20 protein-coding genes are annotated in these 21,171 nt (G+C 69.0%); 11 read left to right on the forward strand and 9 right to left on the reverse strand.

All coding sequences use genetic code 11. The features are described from left to right. The first annotated feature begins 32 nt into the window (after positions 1–32). On the forward strand, positions 33–812 hold the full coding sequence (locus IEX13_RS01520) for a dienelactone hydrolase family protein (protein WP_188660405.1): 780 nt from the start codon (positions 33–35) through the stop codon (positions 810–812). A 1-nt stretch (position 813) separates the two neighbouring features. Here the strand turns inward: IEX13_RS01520 and IEX13_RS01525 are convergent, their stop codons facing one another. Next, complete coding sequence (locus IEX13_RS01525) at positions 814–1,812, reverse strand: polyprenyl synthetase family protein (protein ID WP_188660407.1); 999 nt, start codon at positions 1,810–1,812, stop codon at positions 814–816. A 137-nt stretch (positions 1,813–1,949) separates the two neighbouring features. On the opposite strand from IEX13_RS01525, the gene ssb reads away from it, so the two are divergent. From ssb to IEX13_RS01570, 9 genes are read left to right on the forward strand one after another with little or no spacing between them, the layout of a single operon-like run. Further along, entirely contained in the window at positions 1,950–2,438 is a 489-nt protein-coding gene (ssb, locus tag IEX13_RS01530; RefSeq protein WP_188660410.1) for a single-stranded DNA-binding protein, read from the forward strand. Between the two features lie 33 nt (positions 2,439–2,471). Further along, positions 2,472–3,527: a dTDP-glucose 4,6-dehydratase gene (rfbB, locus tag IEX13_RS01535; protein ID WP_188660413.1), complete on the forward strand. Its 1,056-nt coding sequence runs from the start codon at positions 2,472–2,474 to the stop codon at positions 3,525–3,527. Continuing rightward, positions 3,528–4,427, forward strand: coding sequence for a glucose-1-phosphate thymidylyltransferase RfbA (rfbA, locus tag IEX13_RS01540; RefSeq protein ID WP_188660416.1), 900 nt, complete (start codon positions 3,528–3,530; stop codon positions 4,425–4,427). It begins immediately after the preceding gene. Beyond that, on the forward strand, positions 4,424–4,981 hold the full coding sequence (rfbC, locus tag IEX13_RS01545; RefSeq protein ID WP_188660419.1) for a dTDP-4-dehydrorhamnose 3,5-epimerase: 558 nt from the start codon (positions 4,424–4,426) through the stop codon (positions 4,979–4,981). The genes rfbA and rfbC overlap by 4 nt, the downstream gene beginning before the upstream one ends. Before the next feature lie 6 nt (positions 4,982–4,987). Further along, complete coding sequence (rfbD, locus tag IEX13_RS01550; protein WP_188660421.1) at positions 4,988–5,884, forward strand: dTDP-4-dehydrorhamnose reductase; 897 nt, start codon at positions 4,988–4,990, stop codon at positions 5,882–5,884. Positions 5,885–5,941: 57 nt separating this feature from the next. After that, positions 5,942–7,930 carry an alpha/beta hydrolase family protein gene (locus IEX13_RS01555; protein ID WP_229668415.1) on the forward strand — a complete coding sequence of 663 codons (1,989 nt, stop codon included), beginning with the start codon at positions 5,942–5,944 and terminating at the stop codon, positions 7,928–7,930. A gap of 16 nt (positions 7,931–7,946) precedes the next feature. Continuing rightward, the gene (locus IEX13_RS01560) at positions 7,947–9,323 is read left to right on the forward strand and encodes a YfcC family protein (protein ID WP_188660424.1); all 1,377 of its coding nucleotides are present in this window, start codon (positions 7,947–7,949) and stop codon (positions 9,321–9,323) included. A gap of 14 nt (positions 9,324–9,337) precedes the next feature. Further along, positions 9,338–11,428, forward strand: coding sequence for a S9 family peptidase (locus IEX13_RS01565; RefSeq protein WP_188660427.1), 2,091 nt, complete (start codon positions 9,338–9,340; stop codon positions 11,426–11,428). Between the two features lies 1 nt (position 11,429). Next, a complete protein-coding gene (locus IEX13_RS01570; RefSeq protein ID WP_188660430.1) occupies positions 11,430–12,188 on the forward strand; it encodes a helix-turn-helix domain-containing protein in 759 nt (252 codons plus the stop codon). A gap of 16 nt (positions 12,189–12,204) precedes the next feature. On the opposite strand, the gene IEX13_RS01575 is transcribed toward IEX13_RS01570, so the two are convergent. Both IEX13_RS01575 and IEX13_RS01580 read right to left on the reverse strand, forming a co-directional pair. Further along, complete coding sequence (locus IEX13_RS01575; RefSeq protein ID WP_188660433.1) at positions 12,205–12,981, reverse strand: hypothetical protein; 777 nt, start codon at positions 12,979–12,981, stop codon at positions 12,205–12,207. Then, a complete protein-coding gene (locus IEX13_RS01580; protein WP_188660436.1) occupies positions 12,978–13,529 on the reverse strand; it encodes an RNA polymerase sigma factor in 552 nt (183 codons plus the stop codon). The genes IEX13_RS01575 and IEX13_RS01580 overlap by 4 nt, the downstream gene beginning before the upstream one ends. A gap of 163 nt (positions 13,530–13,692) precedes the next feature. Here IEX13_RS01580 and IEX13_RS01585 point away from each other — a divergent pair, with 163 nt between their 5' ends. Beyond that, a complete protein-coding gene (locus IEX13_RS01585; RefSeq protein ID WP_188660439.1) occupies positions 13,693–14,907 on the forward strand; it encodes a serine hydrolase domain-containing protein in 1,215 nt (404 codons plus the stop codon). Between the two features lie 46 nt (positions 14,908–14,953). Here IEX13_RS01585 and IEX13_RS01590 read toward each other — a convergent pair whose 3' ends face one another. The 6 genes from IEX13_RS01590 to IEX13_RS01615 are packed head-to-tail and all read right to left on the reverse strand — an operon-like array spanning position 14,954 to position 21,168. Further along, on the reverse strand, positions 14,954–15,844 hold the full coding sequence (locus IEX13_RS01590; protein ID WP_188660442.1) for a pseudouridine synthase: 891 nt from the start codon (positions 15,842–15,844) through the stop codon (positions 14,954–14,956). Continuing rightward, the gene (locus tag IEX13_RS01595; protein WP_188660445.1) at positions 15,845–16,558 is read right to left on the reverse strand and encodes a sulfite exporter TauE/SafE family protein; all 714 of its coding nucleotides are present in this window, start codon (positions 16,556–16,558) and stop codon (positions 15,845–15,847) included. After that, positions 16,558–16,752: a cbb3-type cytochrome oxidase assembly protein CcoS gene (gene ccoS / locus IEX13_RS01600; RefSeq protein WP_188660448.1), complete on the reverse strand. Its 195-nt coding sequence runs from the start codon at positions 16,750–16,752 to the stop codon at positions 16,558–16,560. The genes IEX13_RS01595 and ccoS overlap by 1 nt, the downstream gene beginning before the upstream one ends. Then, complete coding sequence (locus tag IEX13_RS01605) at positions 16,749–19,121, reverse strand: heavy metal translocating P-type ATPase (RefSeq protein ID WP_188660450.1); 2,373 nt, start codon at positions 19,119–19,121, stop codon at positions 16,749–16,751. The genes ccoS and IEX13_RS01605 overlap by 4 nt, the downstream gene beginning before the upstream one ends. Further along, the gene (locus IEX13_RS01610) at positions 19,118–19,615 is read right to left on the reverse strand and encodes a FixH family protein (protein WP_188660453.1); all 498 of its coding nucleotides are present in this window, start codon (positions 19,613–19,615) and stop codon (positions 19,118–19,120) included. Before IEX13_RS01610 ends, IEX13_RS01605 begins: the two co-directional genes overlap by 4 nt. Beyond that, positions 19,615–21,168: an RdxA/RdxB/FixG family protein gene (locus tag IEX13_RS01615; RefSeq protein ID WP_188660456.1), complete on the reverse strand. Its 1,554-nt coding sequence runs from the start codon at positions 21,166–21,168 to the stop codon at positions 19,615–19,617. The genes IEX13_RS01610 and IEX13_RS01615 overlap by 1 nt, the downstream gene beginning before the upstream one ends. Positions 21,169–21,171: the final 3 nt, after the last annotated feature.

Consider the following 21,171-nt stretch of genomic DNA (forward strand, 5'->3'; position numbering starts at 1 on the left):
ACTCTGCCCCCGGTTTTCCAGGACCCTCCGCCATGCCTCGTTTCCTGCTCGCGCTCTTGCTGTTAGCCCTCGCCGCCACCGCCCAGGCCAAAGCCGTCGCCGAGCCCGTGAGCTGGGAACACGGCGGCACCACCTTCGACGGTTACCTGGTGTACGACGCCGACAAGGACGGCCGGCGAGCGGGCCTGCTGATGGTGCCCAACTGGATGGGCGTCACCGACGTGGCGGTCGAAAAGGCCAAGGCCCTGGCCGACGACGATTACGTCATCCTGCTGGTGGACATGTACGGCCGCGGCGTTCGACCGGCCAATGCCGACGAGGCCGGCAAGGCCGCCGGCGCCGTGTATGCAGACCGCGAGGCCCTGCGCGGGCGCATCAAAACCGCGCTGGGCGTGCTGCGCGACTCGGCTGGCAGGGCGCCGCTGGATGCCACGCAGGTCGGCGGCATCGGTTTCTGTTTCGGCGGCGCCATCGTGCTGGAGCTGGCGCGCAGCGGTGCCGACGTGGCCGGCGTGGTCAGCTTCCACGGCAACCTGGAAACAACCCTGCCGGCGAAGCAGGGCGAGGTCGGCGCCAGCGTGCTGGTGCTCAATGGTGCCGCCGACACCTACGTGCCGCAGGCGCAGATCGCCGGTTTCCAGGACGAAATGACGGCCGCGAAGGTCGACTGGCAGTTCGTGAACTTCGGCGGCGCGGTGCACTGTTTCGCCGAGGCCGACGCCAACAGCCCGGGCTGCACGTACGACGCCCGTGCCGCGAAGCGCGCCTACGGGATGATGGAAGCCTTCTTCGACGAACGCTTCGGCGACTGATTCAGTGCCCGCGGGCGACGGCGTAGCGGGCCAGCCCGCGCAGCGCCCGCGCCCACTCGGAGTCGGGCAGGGCGTCCAGGGCAGCTTCGGCGCGGTCGGCGTAGTGGGCCGCGCGCTCCCGGCTGTAGTCGATGCCGCCGGACTGGCCGATGGCGGCCAGCACCTCGGGCATGGCGTCGGCGTCGCCGGTTTCGATGGCCTGCCGCAGTCGGGCGCGCACTTCGTCGCCGGCATGGGCCATGGCGTGGATCAGGGGCAGGGTGGCCTTGCCCTCGGCCAGGTCGTCGCCCAGGTTCTTGCCCAGGGCGTCGGCGTCGGCGGTGTAGTCGAGCACGTCGTCGGCGATCTGGAAGGCCAGGCCCAGGTTCATGCCGTAGGCGTGCATGGCCTGCTGGGTGGCCTCGTCGGCGCCCGACAGCAGGGCGCCCAGGCGCGTGGCCGCCGCGAACAGCACGGCCGTCTTGCGTTCGATCACCCGCAGGTAGGCCGCTTCGTCGGTGTCGGGGTTGTGCACGTGCAGCAGCTGCAGCACCTCGCCTTCGGCGATCTGGTTGGTGGTGTCGGCCAGGATGCGCATGACCGGCATCGAGTCGAGTTCGACCATCAGCTGGAAGCTGCGCGAATACAGGAAATCCCCCACCAGCACGCTGGGCGCGTTGCCCCACAGCGCGTTGGCGGTGCGCCGGCCGCGGCGCAGGTCGGATTCGTCCACCACGTCGTCGTGCAGCAGGGTCGAGGTGTGGATGAACTCGATGATCGCCGCCAGTTGGTGCACGCGCGGCCCGCCGCCGCCCAGGGCCCGGGCCGCCAGCACGACCAACATGGGCCGCAGGCGCTTGCCGCCGGCGGCGACGATGTGTTCGGAGATCTGGTTGATCAGCACCACGTCCGAGGCCAGCCGGCCGCGGATCAGGGTGTCCACGGCCGCCATCTCGCCGGCGGCGAGGGCCTGGACCTGGGTGATGCCGGGCAGGGAAACGGGGCGGGGCTGGGCTGACATGGCGCGATTATACGATTCCCGGCCCCCTTTACGGGTGGTTTCCGACCCCCGGCGGGGGCAATGGCCAGTGGCCCGGGCGGCGAAGGCTGGCATAATCGGGCCTTCCACGGATCAATAAACTTCAAAGGCGGTTCGCCATGGCGCGCGGTGTAAACAAGGTCATCCTGGTCGGCAACCTCGGCAACGACCCCGAGATGAAGTACACGCAGGGCGGCATGGCCATCTGCACGCTGTCCCTGGCCACCAGCTCGGTGCGCAAGGACAAGGAAGGCAACCAGCAGGAACGCACCGAGTGGCATCGCGTGAAGCTGTTCGGCAAGCTCGGCGAGATCGCCGGCGAATACCTCAAGAAGGGGCGCCAGGTGTACATCGAGGGCGAGATCCGCTACGACAAGTTCACCGGCCAGGACGGTGTCGAGAAGTATTTCACGGACATCATCGCCAACGAAATGCAGATGCTTGGCGGCGGTGGTGAAGGCGGCGGCGGACGCTCCGAACGCCCGGCCCGTCCGGCCGGCGGCCGTCCCTCGGGCGGCGGCGACTACGGCAATCGCGGGGGTGGTGGCGGCGGTTCGGCGCCCCAGCGCAGCGACGACCCGTTCCCGGACGACGACATCCCGTTCTGACCGCGCATTCCTCCACCCGACGGGAATAGCGCAATGCAGACCTGGCTGGTTACCGGCGGCGCTGGCTTCATCGGCGGCAACTTCGTGCTCGACGCGGTGGCGTCGGGCATCCGCGTGGTCAACCTCGACGCGCTGACCTACGCCGGCAACCTCGACACCCTGTCGGCGCTCGACGGCAACCCGGGCCACGTGTTCGTGCAGGGCGACATCGGCGACCGCGCCCTGGTGGCGCGGCTGCTGGCCGAACACCGGCCGCAGGCCGTCGTCAACTTCGCCGCCGAAAGCCACGTGGACCGTTCCATCGATGGCCCGGCCGCCTTCGTCCAGACCAATGTCGTTGGCACCTTCAACCTGCTTGAAGCGGCCCGCGAGTATTTCCGCGGCCTCGAAGGCGAGGCGCAGGCGGCCTTCCGCTTCCTGCACGTGTCCACCGACGAGGTCTATGGCTCGCTGGGCGACGAGGGACGGTTCACCGAAGAAACCCCGTACGCGCCCAATTCCCCGTATTCGGCGTCTAAGGCCGCGTCCGACCACCTGGTGCGCGCCTACCACCACACCTACGGTCTGCCGGTGCTGACCACCAACTGCTCGAACAACTACGGGCCGTTCCAGTTCCCGGAAAAGCTGATCCCGCTGGTCATCCTCAAGGCCCTGGCCGGCGACCCGCTGCCGGTCTACGGCGACGGCCGCAACGTGCGCGACTGGCTGTTCGTCAAGGACCACTGCGCGGCCATCCGGCGGGTGCTCGAAGCCGGGCGGGTGGGCGAGACCTACAACGTCGGCGGCGACGCCGAGCGCCGGAACATCGAGGTCGTGAAGGCGATCTGCGCGCTGCTCGACCAGCGTCGCCCGCGCGGGGACGGCCGGCCGCGCGAATCGCAGATCACCTTCGTCAGGGACCGCCCGGGCCACGACCGCCGCTATGCCATCGACATCGGCAAGATACGGTCCGAGTTGGGCTGGAAGCCGTCGGTGGACTTCGAGCAGGGCCTGGCCGCCACGGTGGACTGGTACCTGGGCAACGCCGGGTGGGCGCAGCGCGTGCTCGATGGCAGCTACCGGCTCGAACGTGTTGGCCAGGAGGCCTGAATGAAGCGCAAGGACCAGCCCAGAAAGGGAATCATCCTGGCCGGCGGCTCCGGCACGCGGCTCTATCCGCTCACGCAGTCGGTGTCCAAGCAACTGCTGCCGGTCTACGACAAGCCGATGATCTACTACCCGCTCAGCGTGCTGATGCTGGCGGGCATCCGCGAAGTGCTGGTCATCAACACCCCGCACGAGCAGGCATTGTTCAAGCGCCTGCTCGGCGACGGCTCGCAGTGGGGCATGGACATCCGCTACGCGGCCCAGCCCAGTCCCGACGGCCTCGCCCAGGCCCTGCTCATCGGCGAAGACTTCCTGGCCGGCCGGCCAAGCTGTCTGGTGCTGGGCGACAACATCTTCCATGGCACCGGCCTGACCGACCTGCTCGAACGCGCCAACGCGCGCGAGCACGGCGCCACGGTCTTCGGCTACTGGGTCAAGGATCCCGAGCGTTATGGCGTGGCCGCCTTCGACGCCGCCGGCAAGGTCGTGGACATCGAGGAAAAGCCGGCCCGGCCCAGGTCCAGCTATGCCGTGACCGGCCTGTACTTCTACGATGGCCGCGCCCCGGAGTTCGCACGGGCGCTCAAGCCCTCGCCGCGGGGCGAGCTCGAAATCACCGACCTCAACCGCGCCTACCTCGACGAAGGCACGCTGCACCTCGAGCGCCTGGGTCGCGGCTACGCCTGGCTCGACACGGGCACCCACCAGTCCCTGCTGGAAGCGTCGACCTTCATCGAAACCATCGAAGCACGCCAGGGCCTGCGCGTGTGCTGCCCGGAGGAGATCGCCTGGGGCAACGGCTGGATCAGCGACGCGCAGCTGCTTGAACTCGCCAAGCCCCTGGCCAAGAACGGCTATGGCCAGTACCTGCTGTCCCTGGTCGAACGCGGGGCGGTGCCTTGAAGGTGACCGAAACCGATCTGCCGGGTTGCCTGCTGTTCGAGCCGCGGGTGTTCGGCGACGAACGCGGCTTTTTCTACGAGGCCTTCAACCTCGACAAGCTGGCGCCGCTGGGCCTGGCGCCGCGGTTCGTGCAGGGCAATGTCTCGCGCTCCGGGCGCGGCGTGCTGCGTGGCCTGCACTACCAGTGGCCCCGTCCACAGGGCAAGTTCGTGTCGGTGCTCGAAGGCGAGGTCTGGGACGTGGCGGTGGACATCCGCCGCGGCTCGCCGACCTTCGGGCGCAGCGCGGCGGCGGTATTGAGCGCTGAAAACAAGCGCCAGTTCTGGATCCCCGAGGGATTCGCCCACGGCTTCGTGGTCCTGGGCGAGCAGGCCACCCTGAACTACCTGTGCACGGCCACCTACGACCCGCAGGCCGACGCGGCCATCCGCTGGGACGACGCCGACCTGGCGATCGACTGGCCGGTGGGCAACCCGATGCTGTCGGGCAAGGACGCCGCCGCGCCGTTCCTGGCCGACATCCCGGCCGACCGCCTGCCGCCCTACGAGGGCTGAGCCGGCATGCGCCTGCTGCTGCTGGGTGCCAACGGCCAGGTCGGGCAGGCGCTGCGCACGGCCCTGGCCCCGCTCGGCGAGGTGGTTTGCGCCACCCGCACCGGACGGCTGCCCGACGGCGGCGCGGCCGAGCCGGCCGACCTGGCGGCCCCCGCCACCCTGGCCGGCCTGGTCGCACGCGTGGCACCCGACCTGGTGGTCAACGCCGCCGCCTACACCGCCGTGGACCGCGCCGAGAGCGAGCGCGACCTGGCCCTGCGGGTCAACGCCGAAGCGCCCGGGGTGCTGGCCCGGGCCTGCGCGGAGGCGGGCATCGGCCTGGTGCATTTCTCCACCGACTACGTCTTCGACGGCAGCCAGTCGCGGCCCTGGCGCGAAAACGACCCGACCGGGCCCCTGGGCGTTTATGGCCAGAGCAAGCTGGCCGGCGAGCAGGCCATCCGCGCCAGCGGCGCCGCCCACAAGATCTTCCGCCTGTGCTGGGTCTATGGCCCGCACGGCCACAATTTCCTGCTGACCATGCTGCGGCTGGGCCGGGAGCGTGACCGGCTGCGGGTGGTGGACGACCAGCGCGGCACGCCCACCAGCGCCCGCCGCATCGCCGCCGGCGTCGCCGGTGCCCTGGTGGCGATGCCCGGCGCCAGCGGTACCTGGCACCTGGCCGCCGAAGGCGAGTGCAGCTGGTTCGGCTTCGCCGACGAGATCTTCCGCCAGGCCGTCGACCGCGGCCTGCTGGCCAGGGCGCCCGCGCTGGAAGCCATCCCCAGCAGCGAGTTCCCGACGCCCGCCCGGCGCCCGGCCTATTCGCGGCTCGACACCCGTGCCTTCACGCGCGATACCGGCCTTGACCTCGGCCACTGGCGTGAAGGCCTCGCCGAGGCCCTGGACTCGCTTGCGCCCTAGCGGCGCGCCCCCTATCGTTCCGTGTTGACGTCGTCACACACGAACCGGGGAGTTCCGATGAAAACCGTCATTACCGCGCTGGCCCTGATGGCCGGCGCCAGCGCTTCCGCCGCCGAGCTGCCCTCGGTCGAGCATTTCATGCGCCACGCCACCTATTCCAGCGCCCGCATCTCGCCCACCGGCGAATACCTGGCGCTCGGCGTGGATCGCGGAGGCCAGGACGTACTGACCGTCATCCGCCTCAAGGACATGAAGCTGCTGAAGGTGAACGTGCTGCCCGACGAGAAGTCGGTGGCCGGCTACCAGTGGATCGGCGACGACCGCCTCATCTTCACCGCCATCCGCAAGTTCGGCAGCTTCGCCCAGCCGTTCGGCACCGGCGAGTGGTACGCCGTCAACGCCGACGGCAGCCAGCCGCGCCCGGTCATCTTCTACGGCAGCCGCGGCACCGCCGAGCGCGCCAAGGCCGTGTTCAATGAACGCTTCAGCCTGGTCGACCCGCTCGAGAACGATCCGCGCAACGTGCTGATGTCGGCCACTTCACCGCGTTCGCGCACCGGTTCCAACACCGAACTGGTGATGGTCGACACGGTGTCGGGCGTGCGCAAGACGCTTGCGACGGCGCCGCGCGAAAACTGCAGCCTCGCGGTGGACGAAAAGAAGCAGCCGCGTTTCGCCCTGTGTTTCGACCAGGAAAACGAGCAAGGCGAGTACGACACCCGGACCGAACTCTACCGGCTCGGCGACGACGGCAAGTGGACCCTGGTGAACAATGCCGACATCGGCGACGGCAAGCAGATCCGCGTCGCCTGGACGGCGAAGGACGGCACCATCTACGCCCTGCAGGACGACGGCAAGAAGCCCGCGGCCTTCGGCACGCTGGACCGCCAGACCGGAACCTTCCAGAAGATCTTCCAGGACGAGGTGTCCGACATTTCCCGCTACGTCGTTTCGCCCACGGACGACAAGCCGCTGGCCGTGGTCACCGAGGCGGGCATCCCGCGCATCGAACTGATCGACGAAGCGCACGCCGACAGCGAACTCTACGCATCGCTCGCGGGCGCCTTCCCGGGCCAGGTCGTCAATTTCAGCACCGCCACCCGCGACGGCAGCAAGGTCGTGGTGTCGGTCTACAGCGACCGCAACCCGGGCGAGCTGTACCTGTTCGACCGCGACACCGGCAAGGCCCGGTTCCTGATGAAGGCCCGCGAGTGGGTCAACCCGGAAAACTCCGCGTCGGTGCGTCCCTTCGACTTCGTCAACCGCGACGGCATGCGCATCTACGGCTACCTGACGATCCCCAAGGGCAGCGACGGCAAGAACCTGCCGCTTATCGTCAACCCGCACGGCGGCCCGATGGGCCCGCGCGACAACTGGCTGTACAACCCGGAAACCCAGCTGTTCGCCAGCCGCGGCTATGCGACCCTGCAGGTCAACTTCCGCGGCTCGGGCGGTTTCGGCAAGGCCTTCCAGGACATGGCCTACGGCCAGTGGCACACCGGCATCATGAACGACATCATCGACGCCACCCGCTGGGCCGTGGATGAAGGCGTTGCCGATCCGGACCGCATGTGCATCTACGGCGGCAGCTTCGGTGGCTATTCGGCGATGATGGCGCCTGCCCGCGAGCCGGACCTGTACGCCTGCGCGTTCGGCTACGTCGGCGCCTACGACGGCGAAGTGCAGATGTCGCTCAGCGACACCAGCCGCAGCGAGTCCGGCCGGGCCTACATGCGCCGTGCCTTCGGCGCGACCAAGTCCGAGCGTGCCGAAGCCATGCCGGTCACGTATGCCTCCAAGATCGACATCCCGGTCTTCCTCGCCGCCGGCGCCCGCGACCCGCGTTGCCCGCCGGAGAACACCGAGGTCATGTTCAAGGCGCTGGAACGCGCGGGCAACAAGCCCGAGGGCATGATCATCCAGTCCGGCGAGATGCACGGCTTCTACGATGTCGACAACCGGGTGAACCTCTACACGCAGATGCTCGAGTTCTTCAACCGCCATATCGGTGACGAGGCCGCCTCCGAACGCACCGCTGCCAACTGACGGAAGGGGCCAGCCCATGTCCAGGCCACTTCGCGTTCCGCACACGCTGGTGCTTTTGTTCGCGATGATGGCGCTGGCCCTTGTCGCGACATGGGTGCTGCCCCAGGGCAGCTTCGACACCGTGGACGACGGCAAGGGCCATGCCCTGGTGGTGCCGGGCACCTACACCCTGGCCGAGGAACGGGTGCACCTGCCCTGGCACACGCTGTTCACCGTGGTGCCCCGGGCACTGGCGGCGGCGCAGGACATCATCTTCTTCGTGCTGATCGTCGGCGGCGCGGTGGGGGTGCTGCGCGCCACCGGCATGATCGACGCGCTGCTGGGCAGCGTGCTGCGCAAGGTGGGTGACCGGCCGGCCTGGCTGATCACCGGCGGCATGCTGGTGTTCGCGGCGGGCTCGGGCGCCATCGGCATCGCCGAGGAGTACATCCCCTTCGCCGCCATGCTGATCGCGCTGTGCCTGGCGATGCGCATGGACGCGATCACGGCCATGGGCATCATGATTGGTGGCTACGGCATCGGTTACGGCGTGGCGGCGCTGAATCCCTTCACCGTGCAGATCGCGCAGGGGGTTGCCGGGCTGGCGCCGACGTCGGGCTGGGAGTTCCGGCTGGCGCTGTTCGTACCCTTCGTGGCCATCGGCGTGCACCATGTGTGGTCGTACTCGCGAAAGGTCCAGGCCGATCCGTCGCGCAGCCTGATGAGCGGCATCGAACCGCGCTACCTGCCGCCGACCAGCTTCCCGCCAATGCAGGGAAGGCGCACGCTCGTGCTGCTGCTTTCGCTGGTGGTGCTGGCCGCGATGGTGTGGGGCATCAGCCGGCAGGGCTGGTACCTGGTGGAGCTGGGCGCGCTGTTCCTGGCCTTGGCCATCGTTGCCGGCCTGGTGGCGGGGCTCGGCGCCGACGGCACCGCGCGGCATTTCATCACCGGGGCGTCGGAGCTGGCGGGTACGGCCGTGCTGGTGGGTTTCGCGCGCTCGATCGCGCTGATCCTGGAGGAAGGCCAGCTGCTGCACACGCTGGTCGATGCCCTGGCGGGGCCCCTGCAAACGGTGGGCCCGGAGCTGGCGGCGATCGGCATGCTGGTGGTGCAGACGGTCATCAATTTCTTCATTCCTTCCGGCAGCGGCCAGGCATTCGTCACCATGCCGATCATGGCGCCGCTGGGCGACCTGGTCGGCGTGAGCCGCCAGACCGCCGTACTGGCCTACCAGTTCGGCGACGGCTTCTCGAACATGGTCGTGCCTACCAACATCGTGCTGATGAGCATCCTGGGCATCGCCGGGATTCCCTACGACCGCTGGCTGCGCTTCATCTGGCCGCTGTTGCTGAAACTGACCCTGGCCGCGGCCGTCGCCCTCGTGGTGGCGGTGCAGATCGGCTACCACTGAACCGAGGTACCGCCATGAACCGCAAGCTCACGCTTTGCCTGGCCGCGCTCTTCCTGCCGGCGCTCGCCGCCGCCCAGTCGCCGCGCGGTTTCGACGCCCGCGACCTGGTCAGGCTTGACCGCGTGTCGGCGCCGACCCTGTCGCCCGATGGCCGGCACCTGTTGGTGACCGTGCGCGAGGTCGACTTCGATGCCAACAAGGCCAGCACCGGCCTGTGGATCAGGGACCTGTACGCCCGCGACCTCGCGCCGCCGAAGCGCTTCACCCCGGAGGGGCTGGGCGCCGGCAGCGCGGCGTTTTCGCCCGATGGCAGCGCGGTGTATTTCCTTTCCTCCAAATCCGGCTCGTCCCAGCTGTGGAAGCAGGCCGTGGGCGGGAGCGAGCCCGAGCAGGTCAGCGACTACCCGCTGCCGGTCGGCACCTTCAAGCTTTCGCCCGACGGCAGCGCGGTGGCGCTGAGCTTCGAGGTCTTCACCGACTGCGGCACCCTTGCCTGCACGAAGCAAAGGCTTGACGCCATGGCGGACGCGAAGACCAGCGGCGTGCTCTACGACGGCCTTTTCGTTCGCCACTGGGACACCTGGAAGGACGGTCGCCGCAACCAGCTGTTCGTCGCCCGCTTCGACGCAGACGGCAAGGCGGGCAGCGAACCCGCCCGCGTGAGCGCCGGCATCGAAGGCGACGTGCCCGCCAAGCCCTTCGGCGGCAAGGACGACTACACCTGGGCGCCGGACGGCCAGTCGCTGGTGTTCGCCGCCAAGGCGGTGGGCCGCGAAGAGGCCTGGTCCACCGACTTCGACCTCTACCACGCGCGCGCGACCGGCAGCGGTGCGCCGAAGAACCTGACCGAGGCCAATCCGCCCCTGGACGGCGGCCCGGTGTTTTCGGCCGACGGCAAGACCCTGTACTACCGCGCGATGAAGCACCCGGGCTTCGAGGCCGACCGCCTGGCCCTGATGGCCATGGACCTGGCCAGCGGCAAGACCCGCGAGATCGCGCCCGACTGGGACCGTTCGGCCAGCAACATCACGCTGTCGGCGGACGGCAAGTCCATCTACACGACGACGTTCGACGTGGGCACCTATTCGCTGTTCAAGGTCGACATCGCCAGCGGCGAAGTCACCAAGCTCATCGGCGGCGGCACGGTCGGCGGTTACGACCTGGCCGGCGACACCCTGGCCTACACCTTCGAAGACCTCGACTCCCCGGCCCAGGCCTTCGTGGCCCGCGCCGACGGCAGCCAGGCCAGGCAGGTCACCGTGCAGAACGGCGGCGTGCTGGGCGACATCCAGTTCGGCGCCTATGAACAATTCAGCTTCAAGGGCTGGAACGACGAGACCGTGTACGGTTACGTCGTCAAGCCGGCGGGTTTCGAGCCGGGCAAGCAGTACCCGGTGGCTTTCCTGATCCACGGCGGCCCGCAGGGCAGCTTCGGCAACAACTTCCACTACCGCTGGAATCCGCAGACCTACGCCGGTGCCGGTTTCGCGGTGGTGATGATCGATTTCCACGGCTCGGTCGGCTACGGCCAGGCCTTCACCGATTCGATCACCGGCGACTGGGGCGGCAAGCCGCTCGAGGACCTGCAAAAGGGCTGGGCGGCCGCGCAGGAGAAATATTCCTTCCTCGACGGCGATCGCGCCTGCGCGCTGGGCGGCAGCTATGGTGGCTACATGGTGGCCTGGATCGCCGGCAACTGGCCGGACGGTTTCGATTGCCTGGTCAACCACGCCGGCGTCGTGGACACGCGCATCATGGGCTTCAACACCGAAGAACTGTGGTTCACCGAGTGGGAAAACGGCGGCACCCCGGTGCAGTCGCCCGAAGCCTACGAACAGTTCAACCCGATCAAGCACGTCGACAAGTGGAAGACGCCGATGCTGGTGATCCACGGCCAGCTCGACTACCGCGTGCTGGTGGAACAGGGCCTGGCCGCGTTTTCGGCCGCCCAGCGCCAGGGCGTGCCCAGCCAGCTGCTGTATTTCCCGGACGAAAACCACTGGATCCTCAAGCCGCACAACAGCGTGCTCTGGCATGACACGGTCAATGCCTGGCTCAAGCGCTGGACGGCGCAGGACGCCGGGGCGGAGCCGGCGAAGGACTGACATGACGGCCGACGTACTCGACCTCGATCGCCTGCGGCGCAGCTGCGCGCAATGTTCGCTGCACGTGCTGTGCCTGCCCGCGGGCATCGGCGGCCGCGACCTTGAGCAACTGGACGAAATCGTTCGCACGCGCCGTCCGCTGGAAAAGGGCGACACCCTTTTCCGCTCCGGCCAGGCGCTCGGCTCCCTGTACGTCGCCCGCGAGGGCGCGTTCAAGACGGTGGCCATCGATTCGGAAGGCGAACAGCAGGTGGTGGGCTTCCACCTGCCAGGCGAGCTCATGGGCCTGGACGCTATGGGCAGCGGCAAGCACGCCTGCGAAGCCGAGGCCCTGTCCCCGGCCAGCGTCTGCGAAATCCCGATGGGCCAGCTCGAAACGGTCTGCCGGCAGGTGCCGGGCCTGCAGCACCAGCTGCTGCGCATCATCGGCCAGGGCATCAACCGCGACCAGTCGCACCTTGAAATGCTGGGACGGCGCCAGGCGCACGAGCGCGTCGCCCTGTTCCTGCACGGCCTGTCCGAACGCTACAAGCTGCTCGGCAAGCCGCACGACGTCTTCACCCTGCCGATGAGCCGCGAGGACATCGCAAGTTACCTGGGCCTGGTCATCGAAACGGTCAGCCGCACCCTCACCAAGCTCCAGGACGAAGGCGTCATCGCCGTGCGCGGCCGGCAGCTGAAGATCCTCGACCGGCCGCGCCTGGATGCCCTGGTGCATGCGCCGGTGGCGCCCACCGGCAAAGCCCGCGGGGAGCGCTGAAGGCGCTCGAGGTGGGTCAATCCGGGTCGGGTTCAGCAAGCACGTAGCCGGCCGGCACCTGGCTGGAGAGATGGCCGCGCGGCACAGGCTGGTCGAACTCGAAGTGGAACGTAAGGCCCATCTCGCCCGGCTGTCCCATTTGCATCGCAAGCGGAAGGCCATCGGCGTCCGCCCACAGTACGATCAGGCTCCCCTCGATCTGCAAGGACCAGCCGCGCGCCACGTGGCCGTCGAACAGGCGCGTGCCAGGAAGCAGCTCGGCACGTCCTTCAAAGGCGCGGAGTTCTTCGAGCCAGTGCAGCGAGGCATCAGGGGAGGGCTTGGCTCCCTGCAGCGGCGACAGCATTGCGTGCCGTGGGCCGTGAAGAAGCATCAGCACGCGTTCGTGGCCGGGATCGACGATGACGCTGAGTTCCTCGCCAACATCCGTGCGCACGACGCCCTGCGCATCAACCACCATGCGCGATGTCTGCACGATCTCGCCATGGACACGTTGTTCGACGCGCATCGACAACGTGTTGAAATCGAGGAAATGCCTTTGCACCGCGGCGAAGGCTTCGCCATGGCTCGACAGCAGTGGGACCGCGATGAAGGCGACGAGTGCGAGCATTGCCGTGGCCGCCGCTGCAAACAAGGGGCCGCGTGTTCTGCGACGCGCAGGTGGCTCCGAATGCAGCCGACGCATCAGTGCCTGCTGCGCCTGCTCGATGGCCGCCGGGGAAGGTTCACCCTTGGCGGCTTTCACGCGCGCGGCCAGCGTGGGGGATAGTTCATGCCCGGACAGCTTGCTCATTGCAGTTCCTCCGTTCCTGTTTCGCGCAGCTGCGCCTCAAGGCCACGGCGCGCGCGGTGCAGGATTACCCCTGCGTTGTTCTCGCTTATCTCAAGGGCGCGTGCGATGTCGCCGATCTCCATGCCCTCCAGGTAACGCATGCCAAAACACCGGGCCTGTTGCTTCGGCAGGCGTGCGATCGCGCTGCGAAGCTGCTCGGCCTGTTGGTCCTGGATGCCCATGTGTTCGGCGGACGGTGTCGTTGTCGGCGCCTGCGCGAGCCATTGCGGCAATACGCGCCACCAACGCTGTTGTCTGCGCAACATGTCGATGGCGACGCGCGCCGACGCTGCGGTGAGGTAGGCGGGCCACGATTCGACCCCTTTCCGAGGCGCCTGCAGCAGCCGCAGGAAGACCTCTTGCTGGGCGTCTTCCGCCAGTGTCACATCGCCCAGGACACGGTAGGCGGCCTTGTACACGAGCGGGCCATAGAGGCGCGCCAACACTTCCGGGTCGTCGGCGGCTTCCTGCTGACTCACGGTGACTTCCAGTCGAACACTGAGGGACATGGCATCGATTTCTCCTGATCGTATGCCTTGAAGACGACGCAGCAGGCCGATTCTTACACAGGCGGATCGGCGTCCCTGGGCGTGGGCTGGGGCGGTCGCAACAGGCCACCGTAAGAACTGGCCCCGTGCATCGTCGAAGTCAGTACCGCAACCGGAGACTGCCATGACACTTTCGCACCCGTCTGCTTCATCCCGGCGCCTGGCGCGCATCTGGGCCCATCCCCTTGTTCTCACCGTGGCGCTGTTGGCCGCAGCCGTTGGCAGCGACGTTGCCACAGCGCGCCCCACGACGGCCGCACTGGATGCCGAAGTCCGCCTGGCGATGCAGGCCACCGGGGCGAAGGGGCTTGCGATGGCGACGATCCATGACGGGCAGGTAACGCAGGTGTCGAGCTACGGTTTGCGCAATGCCGCCGGCGACCCGCTCCAGACCGATACCGTGATGTACGGCGCCTCGGTCACCAAGGCCGCCTTCTCGTACATGGTCATGCAGCTGGTCGACGAGGGTGTGCTGGATCTGGATCAGCCCCTGGGCACGTATCTGGAACGTCCGCTGAGCGATTACCCGAACGAGGACAAATACGCGTCCTGGCCCGACCTCGCAGGCGACGATCGCTGGCGCCGAATCACCGCCCGCCACGTGCTCACGCACTCCACCGGGTTCCCGAACTTCGGCTTCCTGGCACCCGACGGAAAACTTCGCATGCACTTCGATCCCGGAAGCCGCTACGCGTACTCGGGCGACGGCTTCATCCTGCTGCAGTTCGTGATCGAGCGCGGGATCGGCCTTGATGTGCGCGAGGAGATGCAGCGCCGCGTGTTCGACCGGTTCGGCATGGAAAACACGGATATGAAGTGGCGCCAGGATTTTGCCAGGAATCTTGCAGACGGATGGCGGATCGACGGCAGCGTCGAGCCACACGACGAACGCAGCACCGTACGTGCTGCCGGATCGATGGACACCACCATTGCCGATATCGCCCGCTTCGTGGCGGGGCTGGTGCGTGGCGATGGTCTGTCCGAGAGTTCTCACGCTCAAATGACCCGCCCGCAGCTACCGATCACCACCGTCTCGCAGTTCCCGACGCTGCAGCCGGAACTGCCTCTCGATGCGCGCCGGGCCGATCTCGCGGCAGGCCTGGGACTTGTGGTCTACGACGGACCGCAGGGTCCGGCATTCAACCGTGGAGGCCACAATGAGTGGACCGGCAATACGGTGGTATGCGTCCAGGAAGGCAGGCGTTGCGTGGTAATCCTGTCGAACGACGTCCGCGCCGAGGCGGCGTTCCCGCGCTTGGTTGAATTCGCCATCGGCGAGACCGGCACGCCGTGGCAATGGATCTACCCCAACATGGCATTCTGGAAACCAGGAGGATGAGTTGATGGCGATCAGCTGCGATCGCGTCCGGCGCAGTCGATGTCGGTCAATGCTCGAGCCGGAGTTCGCTGGCGAAGCTGCGAACAAGTCCGGTGAGGGGATCGACGAACGACAGCCGCTTCGCCAGCAACTGCAATGGCGCCGAGTAGTCGCCTGCCGTGCGATGGCAAAGCGCCGGATACATCCCGTCGTTGGCGATCGGTGCCCCCAGCGCGTCCATGTGCACACGCAGCTGGTGCTTGCGGCCGGTGATCGGTGTCAATGCATAACGCCAATGCGGTTCGCCGCGGGCGACGACGTCAATCCGGGTTTCGCTGTTCGCCGGCCCCTGGGTTTCCCTCATCCGGAAGAAGGGCTCGCCGGCGACGATCCGGCTTGATCGCAGCAAGGGGAGCGTCACGTCCGGCAGCGCCGGCGCGATCGCTTCGTAGCGCTTTTCGATCCTGCGTTCGCGAAACAGCCCGTGGTAACGTGCGCGGCTGTCGGGGTTGGTCGAGAACAGCACCAGTCCGGCCGTGTCCCGGTCAATGCGGTGCAGCGGCACCAGGTCCGGGTTGCCGGTGCGCCGGATCAACCGGCCCAGCAGGGTTTCATGGACATGGACACCCGCGGGCGTGACTGGCAGGAAGTGCGGCTTGTCCGCCACCAGCAGGTGTTCGTCGGCGTGCAATACGACTTCCTCGAACGGGATCGTCGATTCCTCGGCCACCTCGCGGTAGTAGTGCACTTCGAGCCCGACCACGAACGGTGTGTCCGGCGTGATCCGCCGCCCCTGGTCGTCCACGACGCGCCCCCGGGCCATGCGATCGAGCCAGGCCGGGCGCGGGACCGCGGCGAACCGATCGCACAGGCAATCGAGCACCGTCGACCATCCGCCCGGCGGCAATTGCAGGCTGCTCGGGGCAAGACCATCCAGGTCGGGCGGGCGCTTGCGCATTCAGATCGAACGGCAGCCCAGGGCTTCGAGCACCGCATGGATCGCCGGCTGGCCGGCCAGCCAGGGGCCGGCCAGCGTGACCACCCCCGCCAGCGCCACCAGGCCGGCGGCGCCGTAGCGCCAGGCGCGGTTGGCCAGCAGCTGGCCCAGGCGGGCGCCGCTCCAGGTGACCGGCACCATGGTCGCCATCGTGCCCATGCCGAAGCTGGCCATCACCAGGGCGCCGTGCAGGGCGCTGGCTTCCAGCCACGCCGCCACCAGCACCGTGCTCGAAAGCCCGCAGGGCAGCCAGCCCCACAGCAGGCCCTGGGCCCAGGGCCGCCAGGGACCGTGCGCCGGCAGCTTCGACTGCAGTGGCCGCAGCATCTTCCAGAACCAGGCGCCGCCGCGCGACAGGAAGCCCAGCTTGCGCGGCCACAGCAGCCGCACCGCGACCAGGATCAGCACGCCGCCCATCGCCATGCGCAGGCCGGTGGCCAGCGCCTCGGAACGCGCGAGCAGCAGCAGTCCGCCGCCGAAGGCACCGACCAGGGCGCCGGCGATCGTGTAGCCGAGCACGCGGCCGGTGTTGAGCGCGAACGCGGTGCCCAGGCCGGGTTTTGGCGAGGTGGCGGCCAGGCCCGTGGCGATGCCGCCACACATGGCGATGCAGTGCACGCCACCCAGCAGGCCGGTCAGCAGCGCCGCGCCCAGCACCAGCAGGTCGACCGGCATCAGTCGGCGTCGCGCGCTTCGCGCTTGTCGGGTGCTTCGGGGGCCGGCGCCGGGAGGTCGTCTTCACGCAGCATGTCCAGCGCCGGGGTGTCGAGGTCGTCGAACTGCCCGCGTTTGACCGCCCACAGGAAAAACCAGATCGCCGCGCCGAGCAGCAGCAACGAAACCGGGATCAGGGCGAGCAGGATGTTCACGCGGTTACCCCTTTCGTGCGCCCCAGGCGCAGGGCGTTGGCGGTGACGACCAGCGACGAGGCGGCCATGCCCAGCGCCGCCAGCCCGGGACCGATGTGGCCCAGGGCAGCCAGGGGCAGGGCCACGACATTGTAGGCCAGGGCCCAGCCCAGGTTCTGCCCGATGATGCGGCGGGTGCGCCGCGCCAGCTGCACCGCCTGCGGCAGGCGCATCAGCGAAGCGCCGGCCAGCACCAGGTCGGCCGAACGATGCGCGAGCGGCGCGCCGCCGGCCATGGCCACCGAGACATCGGCACCCGCCAGTACCGGCGCGTCGTTGATGCCGTCGCCCACGGCCAGTACGCGCCGGCCCTGGGCCTGCAGCGCGCGCACGGCGGCCAGCTTGTCCTCCGGCGACTGCCGCGAGGCGAAGTCTTCGATGCCCAGGCTGCCCGCGACCGCGGCGACGCTGGCTTCGCCGTCACCGCTGAGCAGGTGTGGCGGCAGGCCCAGGGCGCGCAGGCTGGCCACGGCATCAGCCGCGTCCTCGCGCACGGGGTCGCTGGTTTCGAAACGGGCGAAGGCGGTGCTGCCGTCGCCCAGCCACAGCGCGCCGTCGTCGGCGCGGCCGGCGGCGAACTCGGCGCGGCCCAGCCGATAGTCGCGGCCATCCACCTGGCCCTGCACGCCGTGGCCGGGCAGGGTGCGCACCGCGGTGGCCACGGGCACCTCGTGCATGGCGAACGCCAGCGCCAGGGGGTGGCCGGCGTTGGCTTCCAGGGCGGCAGCGACCTGCCGCCAGTGGCCGATGTCACCTTCGATGGCCTGCGCGCCGTGCAGGCGCGGCTGGCCCAGGGTCAGGGTGCCGGTTTTATCAAGCACCACCACGTCGGCGCGGGCCAGGCTTTCCAGCGAATCCGCACCCAGCGCCAGCACGCCCCAGCGCGCCAGCGTGCCGTGCGCCGTGGCCAGGGCGGTGGGCACGGCCAGCGACAGCGCGCAGGGGCAGCTGACCACCAGCACGGCCAGCGCGATTTCGAAGGCCCGCTCGGGCTGCAGCTGCCACCAGACGGCGAACACGATGATCGCGGCGACGAACAGCGAAACCACGAACCGCTGCGCCACGGCGTCGGCGAACCGGGCCACGCGCGGCCGCGTGGATTGCGCGCGGTCCACTGCACGCACCAGCTGCGACAGCCGCGTGTCGGCGCCGGTGCGGGTCACGCGCAGGCGCAGCGGGGCTTCGCGGCAGGCGCTGCCGGCATACAGCGGATCGCCTGCGGCCTTGGCCACGGCCGTGGACTCGCCGGTCAGCAAGGACTCGTCCAGCGCCGCGGCTTCATCGATCAGTTCGCCGTCGGCGGGCACGGTGTCGCCGGCGCCGACCTGCACCACGTCGCCGGTGCACAGCGCCGACACCGGCACCTGCTCGCGCCCGCCGGTCACCTCGCGCCAGGCCAGGGCCGGCTGCGCGCGCGCCAGGGTGTCCAGGCGCGCGCTGGCCTGCCGGCGCGCCATGCGTTCCAGGAAACGCGCCGCCAGCAGGAACAGCACGAACATCACGGCCGCGTCGAACCAGACGTGGGCGCCGCCGCGCAGGGTTTCCACCAGGCTGGCGAAATAGGCCAGCAGCACCGAGGTCGCCACCAGGGTGTCCATGCCCGGGCGGCGTTCGCGCAGCTCGGTGGCCATGCCGGCAAGGAAGGGCCAGCCGGAGAAGAACACCACCGGCGTGGACACCAGGAAGGTGATCCAGCGGAAGAAGTCGCGCGTCGCCGGCGCCATCTCGTTGGCGGTGTCCAGGTACAGCGCCTCGGCGAACATCATGGCCTGGGTGGTGCCCAGCGCGGCGACGCCCAGCCGGGCGATCAGGCGGTTGCGTTCGCGCCGGCGCTCGCGCTCGGCGGCTTCGCCCTGGGCCAGGTGCGGCCGGTAGCCCAGCGACGCCAGCCGGGCCAGTACCGGTGACAGCGGCGTGTGCCGGGGATCCCAGGCGATGCGCACGCGGCCGGTGATGGCATTGGCGCCGGCGTCGCTGACGCCGGGTTCGCGGCGCAGGGCGTGGTCGATCAGCCAGGCGCAGGCCGCGCAGTGCATGCCTTCGCAGACCACGGTGATCTCGCGGCCCTCGGGGGTGTCGAAAGCATGGCCGGCCTGCACGTCGGCGCGATCCCAGGCGCTGTAGTCGGCCGGGGACAGGTCAACGCGCGCGCCGGCGGAGTCGCGCAGGCGGTAGTAGTCGCCCAGTCCGGCGTCGCGGATCCAGCTGGCGGCGGCGCCGCAGCCGGCGCAGCAGACCTCGCGTTCGGCGCCGTCCAGGCGAACGCGGACCGGGTCGGCGGGCAGCGGCTCGCCGCAGTGGAAACAGCCCGACGGCGCCGACGGGTTCACGGCGCCGCGAGTGCGGGCGCCAGCGTGATCTCGGTGTCGCCGGGGTGGTAACGACCGACCAGCCGCCAGCTGCCGTCGTCGGCGACCAGGCGAAGCTGCCAGACGTGCGTGGACGCCACCGGGCCGTCGGTGCGCCAGCCCTTCGGATCCGGCAGCAGGGCCAGCTGGCGGTCGAGGGAGGATTCAAGCGGATGCACCAGCTGCAGGGTCGGCGCGCGCGGACCCGTGGGCTGGTCCAGGCGCAGCAGTGCACTGTCGGATTCGATCACCAGGGTGGCGCCAAGGCCGCGGCTGGCGGCCTGCGCATCGGCCTCGATGGACGCCACCTGCACCTGCGCCGTGCGCCGCACCGGGTCGGGGTCGGCATCGACCGCGCTCTTGCCGGAGGCGACCACCAGCGTCCAGATGCCCGCGACGATGGTTGCCGCCGGGATCGCCAGCACCAGCCAGAGCACCGGGTTGCGCGAAAACGACGAAGTCTTGGGCTTGTCCATCAGAAGGGCCCGAAGAAGCGGGTTTCTTCGGTCTCGCTGACGCCTTCGGCGGAGGACTCGACCACCAGGTCCAGGTCCACCCGGCCCTTGGCCAGGCCGGCGGGCGCGCGCAGGGTGATCGGCACGGTCAGCACTTCTTCGGCCAGGGCGCGGTGCACGGCGCCGGCTTCGACCAGGGTGATGCCTTCCGGCCCGTCGATGCGGATGGTGAATTCACGGGGTGCAATGTCCTTGTTGACGATGCGCACGGTGTACGCGTTTTCGATGCTGCCGTCGGCGGCCGTGCGGTAGAGCGCGTTGCGGTCGCGCATGACGTCCACGATCAGCGGGCTGCGCTGGGCGATGCCGACGGCGAAGCCGATCGCCAGGGCCACCAGCAGGCCGCCGTAGATGAGTACGCGCGGGCGCAGCAGGCGCACATGCTTGCCTTCGACCGCGTTCTGCGACGTGTAGCGGACCAGGCCGCGCGGGTAGCCCATCTTGTCCATCACCATGTCGCAGGCGTCCACGCAGGCGCCGCAGGCGATGCACTCGTATTGCAGGCCGTTTCGGATGTCGATGCCGGTGGGGCAGACCTGCACGCAGATTGTGCAGTCGATGCAGTCGCCCAGGTCTTCCGGGGAGTTGACTTCGGGCGGCGGCGGCAGGCCGTGCTGCTGGTCCACCACCAGGCCGGTGGTGGCGCGGGCGCCGGCCTGCAGGTCGGCGGCGCTGCGGTGCTGGGAGGCGTGCACCACGGCGCTGGTGGCGACGTCCAGCGGCAGCAGCCCGCGGGCACGCTCGAGCACGCTGGCCAGCTTGCCCTTCTTGCGCGGGCCGCGCGGTTCGCCGCGCAGCGGGTCGTAGGCGATGATCAGCGTGTTGCGGTCGAACATCGCGCCCTGGAAACGCGCGTAGGGGCACATGTACTTGCACACCTGTTCGCGCAGCACGCCGGCATTGCCCCAGGTGGCCAGGGAATAGAACAGCACCCAGAAGATTTCCCAGCCGCCCCACTCGAAGGGCGACAGGCGCGCGGCCAGGTCGCGGATGGGCGTGAAGTAGCCGACGAAGGTGAAGCCGGTCCACAGCGCGAACGCCAGCCACAGGACATGTTTGGCGCCCTTGCGCATGAACTTCTCGCGGGTCCACGGCCCGTTGTCGAGCTTCATGCGCTTGTTGCGGTCGCCTTCGGTCCAGCGTTCCATCCAGATGAAGACTTCGGTCCACACGGTCTGCGGGCAGGCGTAGCCGCACCAAAGCCGGCCGGCGACCGCGGTGAAGAAGAACAGCGACAGGCCGGCCATGATCAGCAGCAGGGCCAGGAACAGGAAATCCTGCGGCCAGAACACCAGTCCGAAGACGTAGAACTTGCGCGCCGGCAGGTCCCACAGCACGGCCTGGCGGTCGTCCCACTGCAGCCAGGCGAAACCGTAGTACATGCCCAGCAGCCAGATCACCGCGGCCTTGCGCAGTCGCTGGGTCAGGCCGTCCTGCTCGCGCGGATAGACCTTCTTTTCGGCGACGTAGAGCGAAACCTCGTCGACGAGTTCGCTGGGGATCTTGCGGGCCATGAC

This window comes from Arenimonas soli (assembly GCF_014643775.1).
GTDB lineage: Bacteria > Pseudomonadota > Gammaproteobacteria > Xanthomonadales > Xanthomonadaceae > Arenimonas > Arenimonas soli.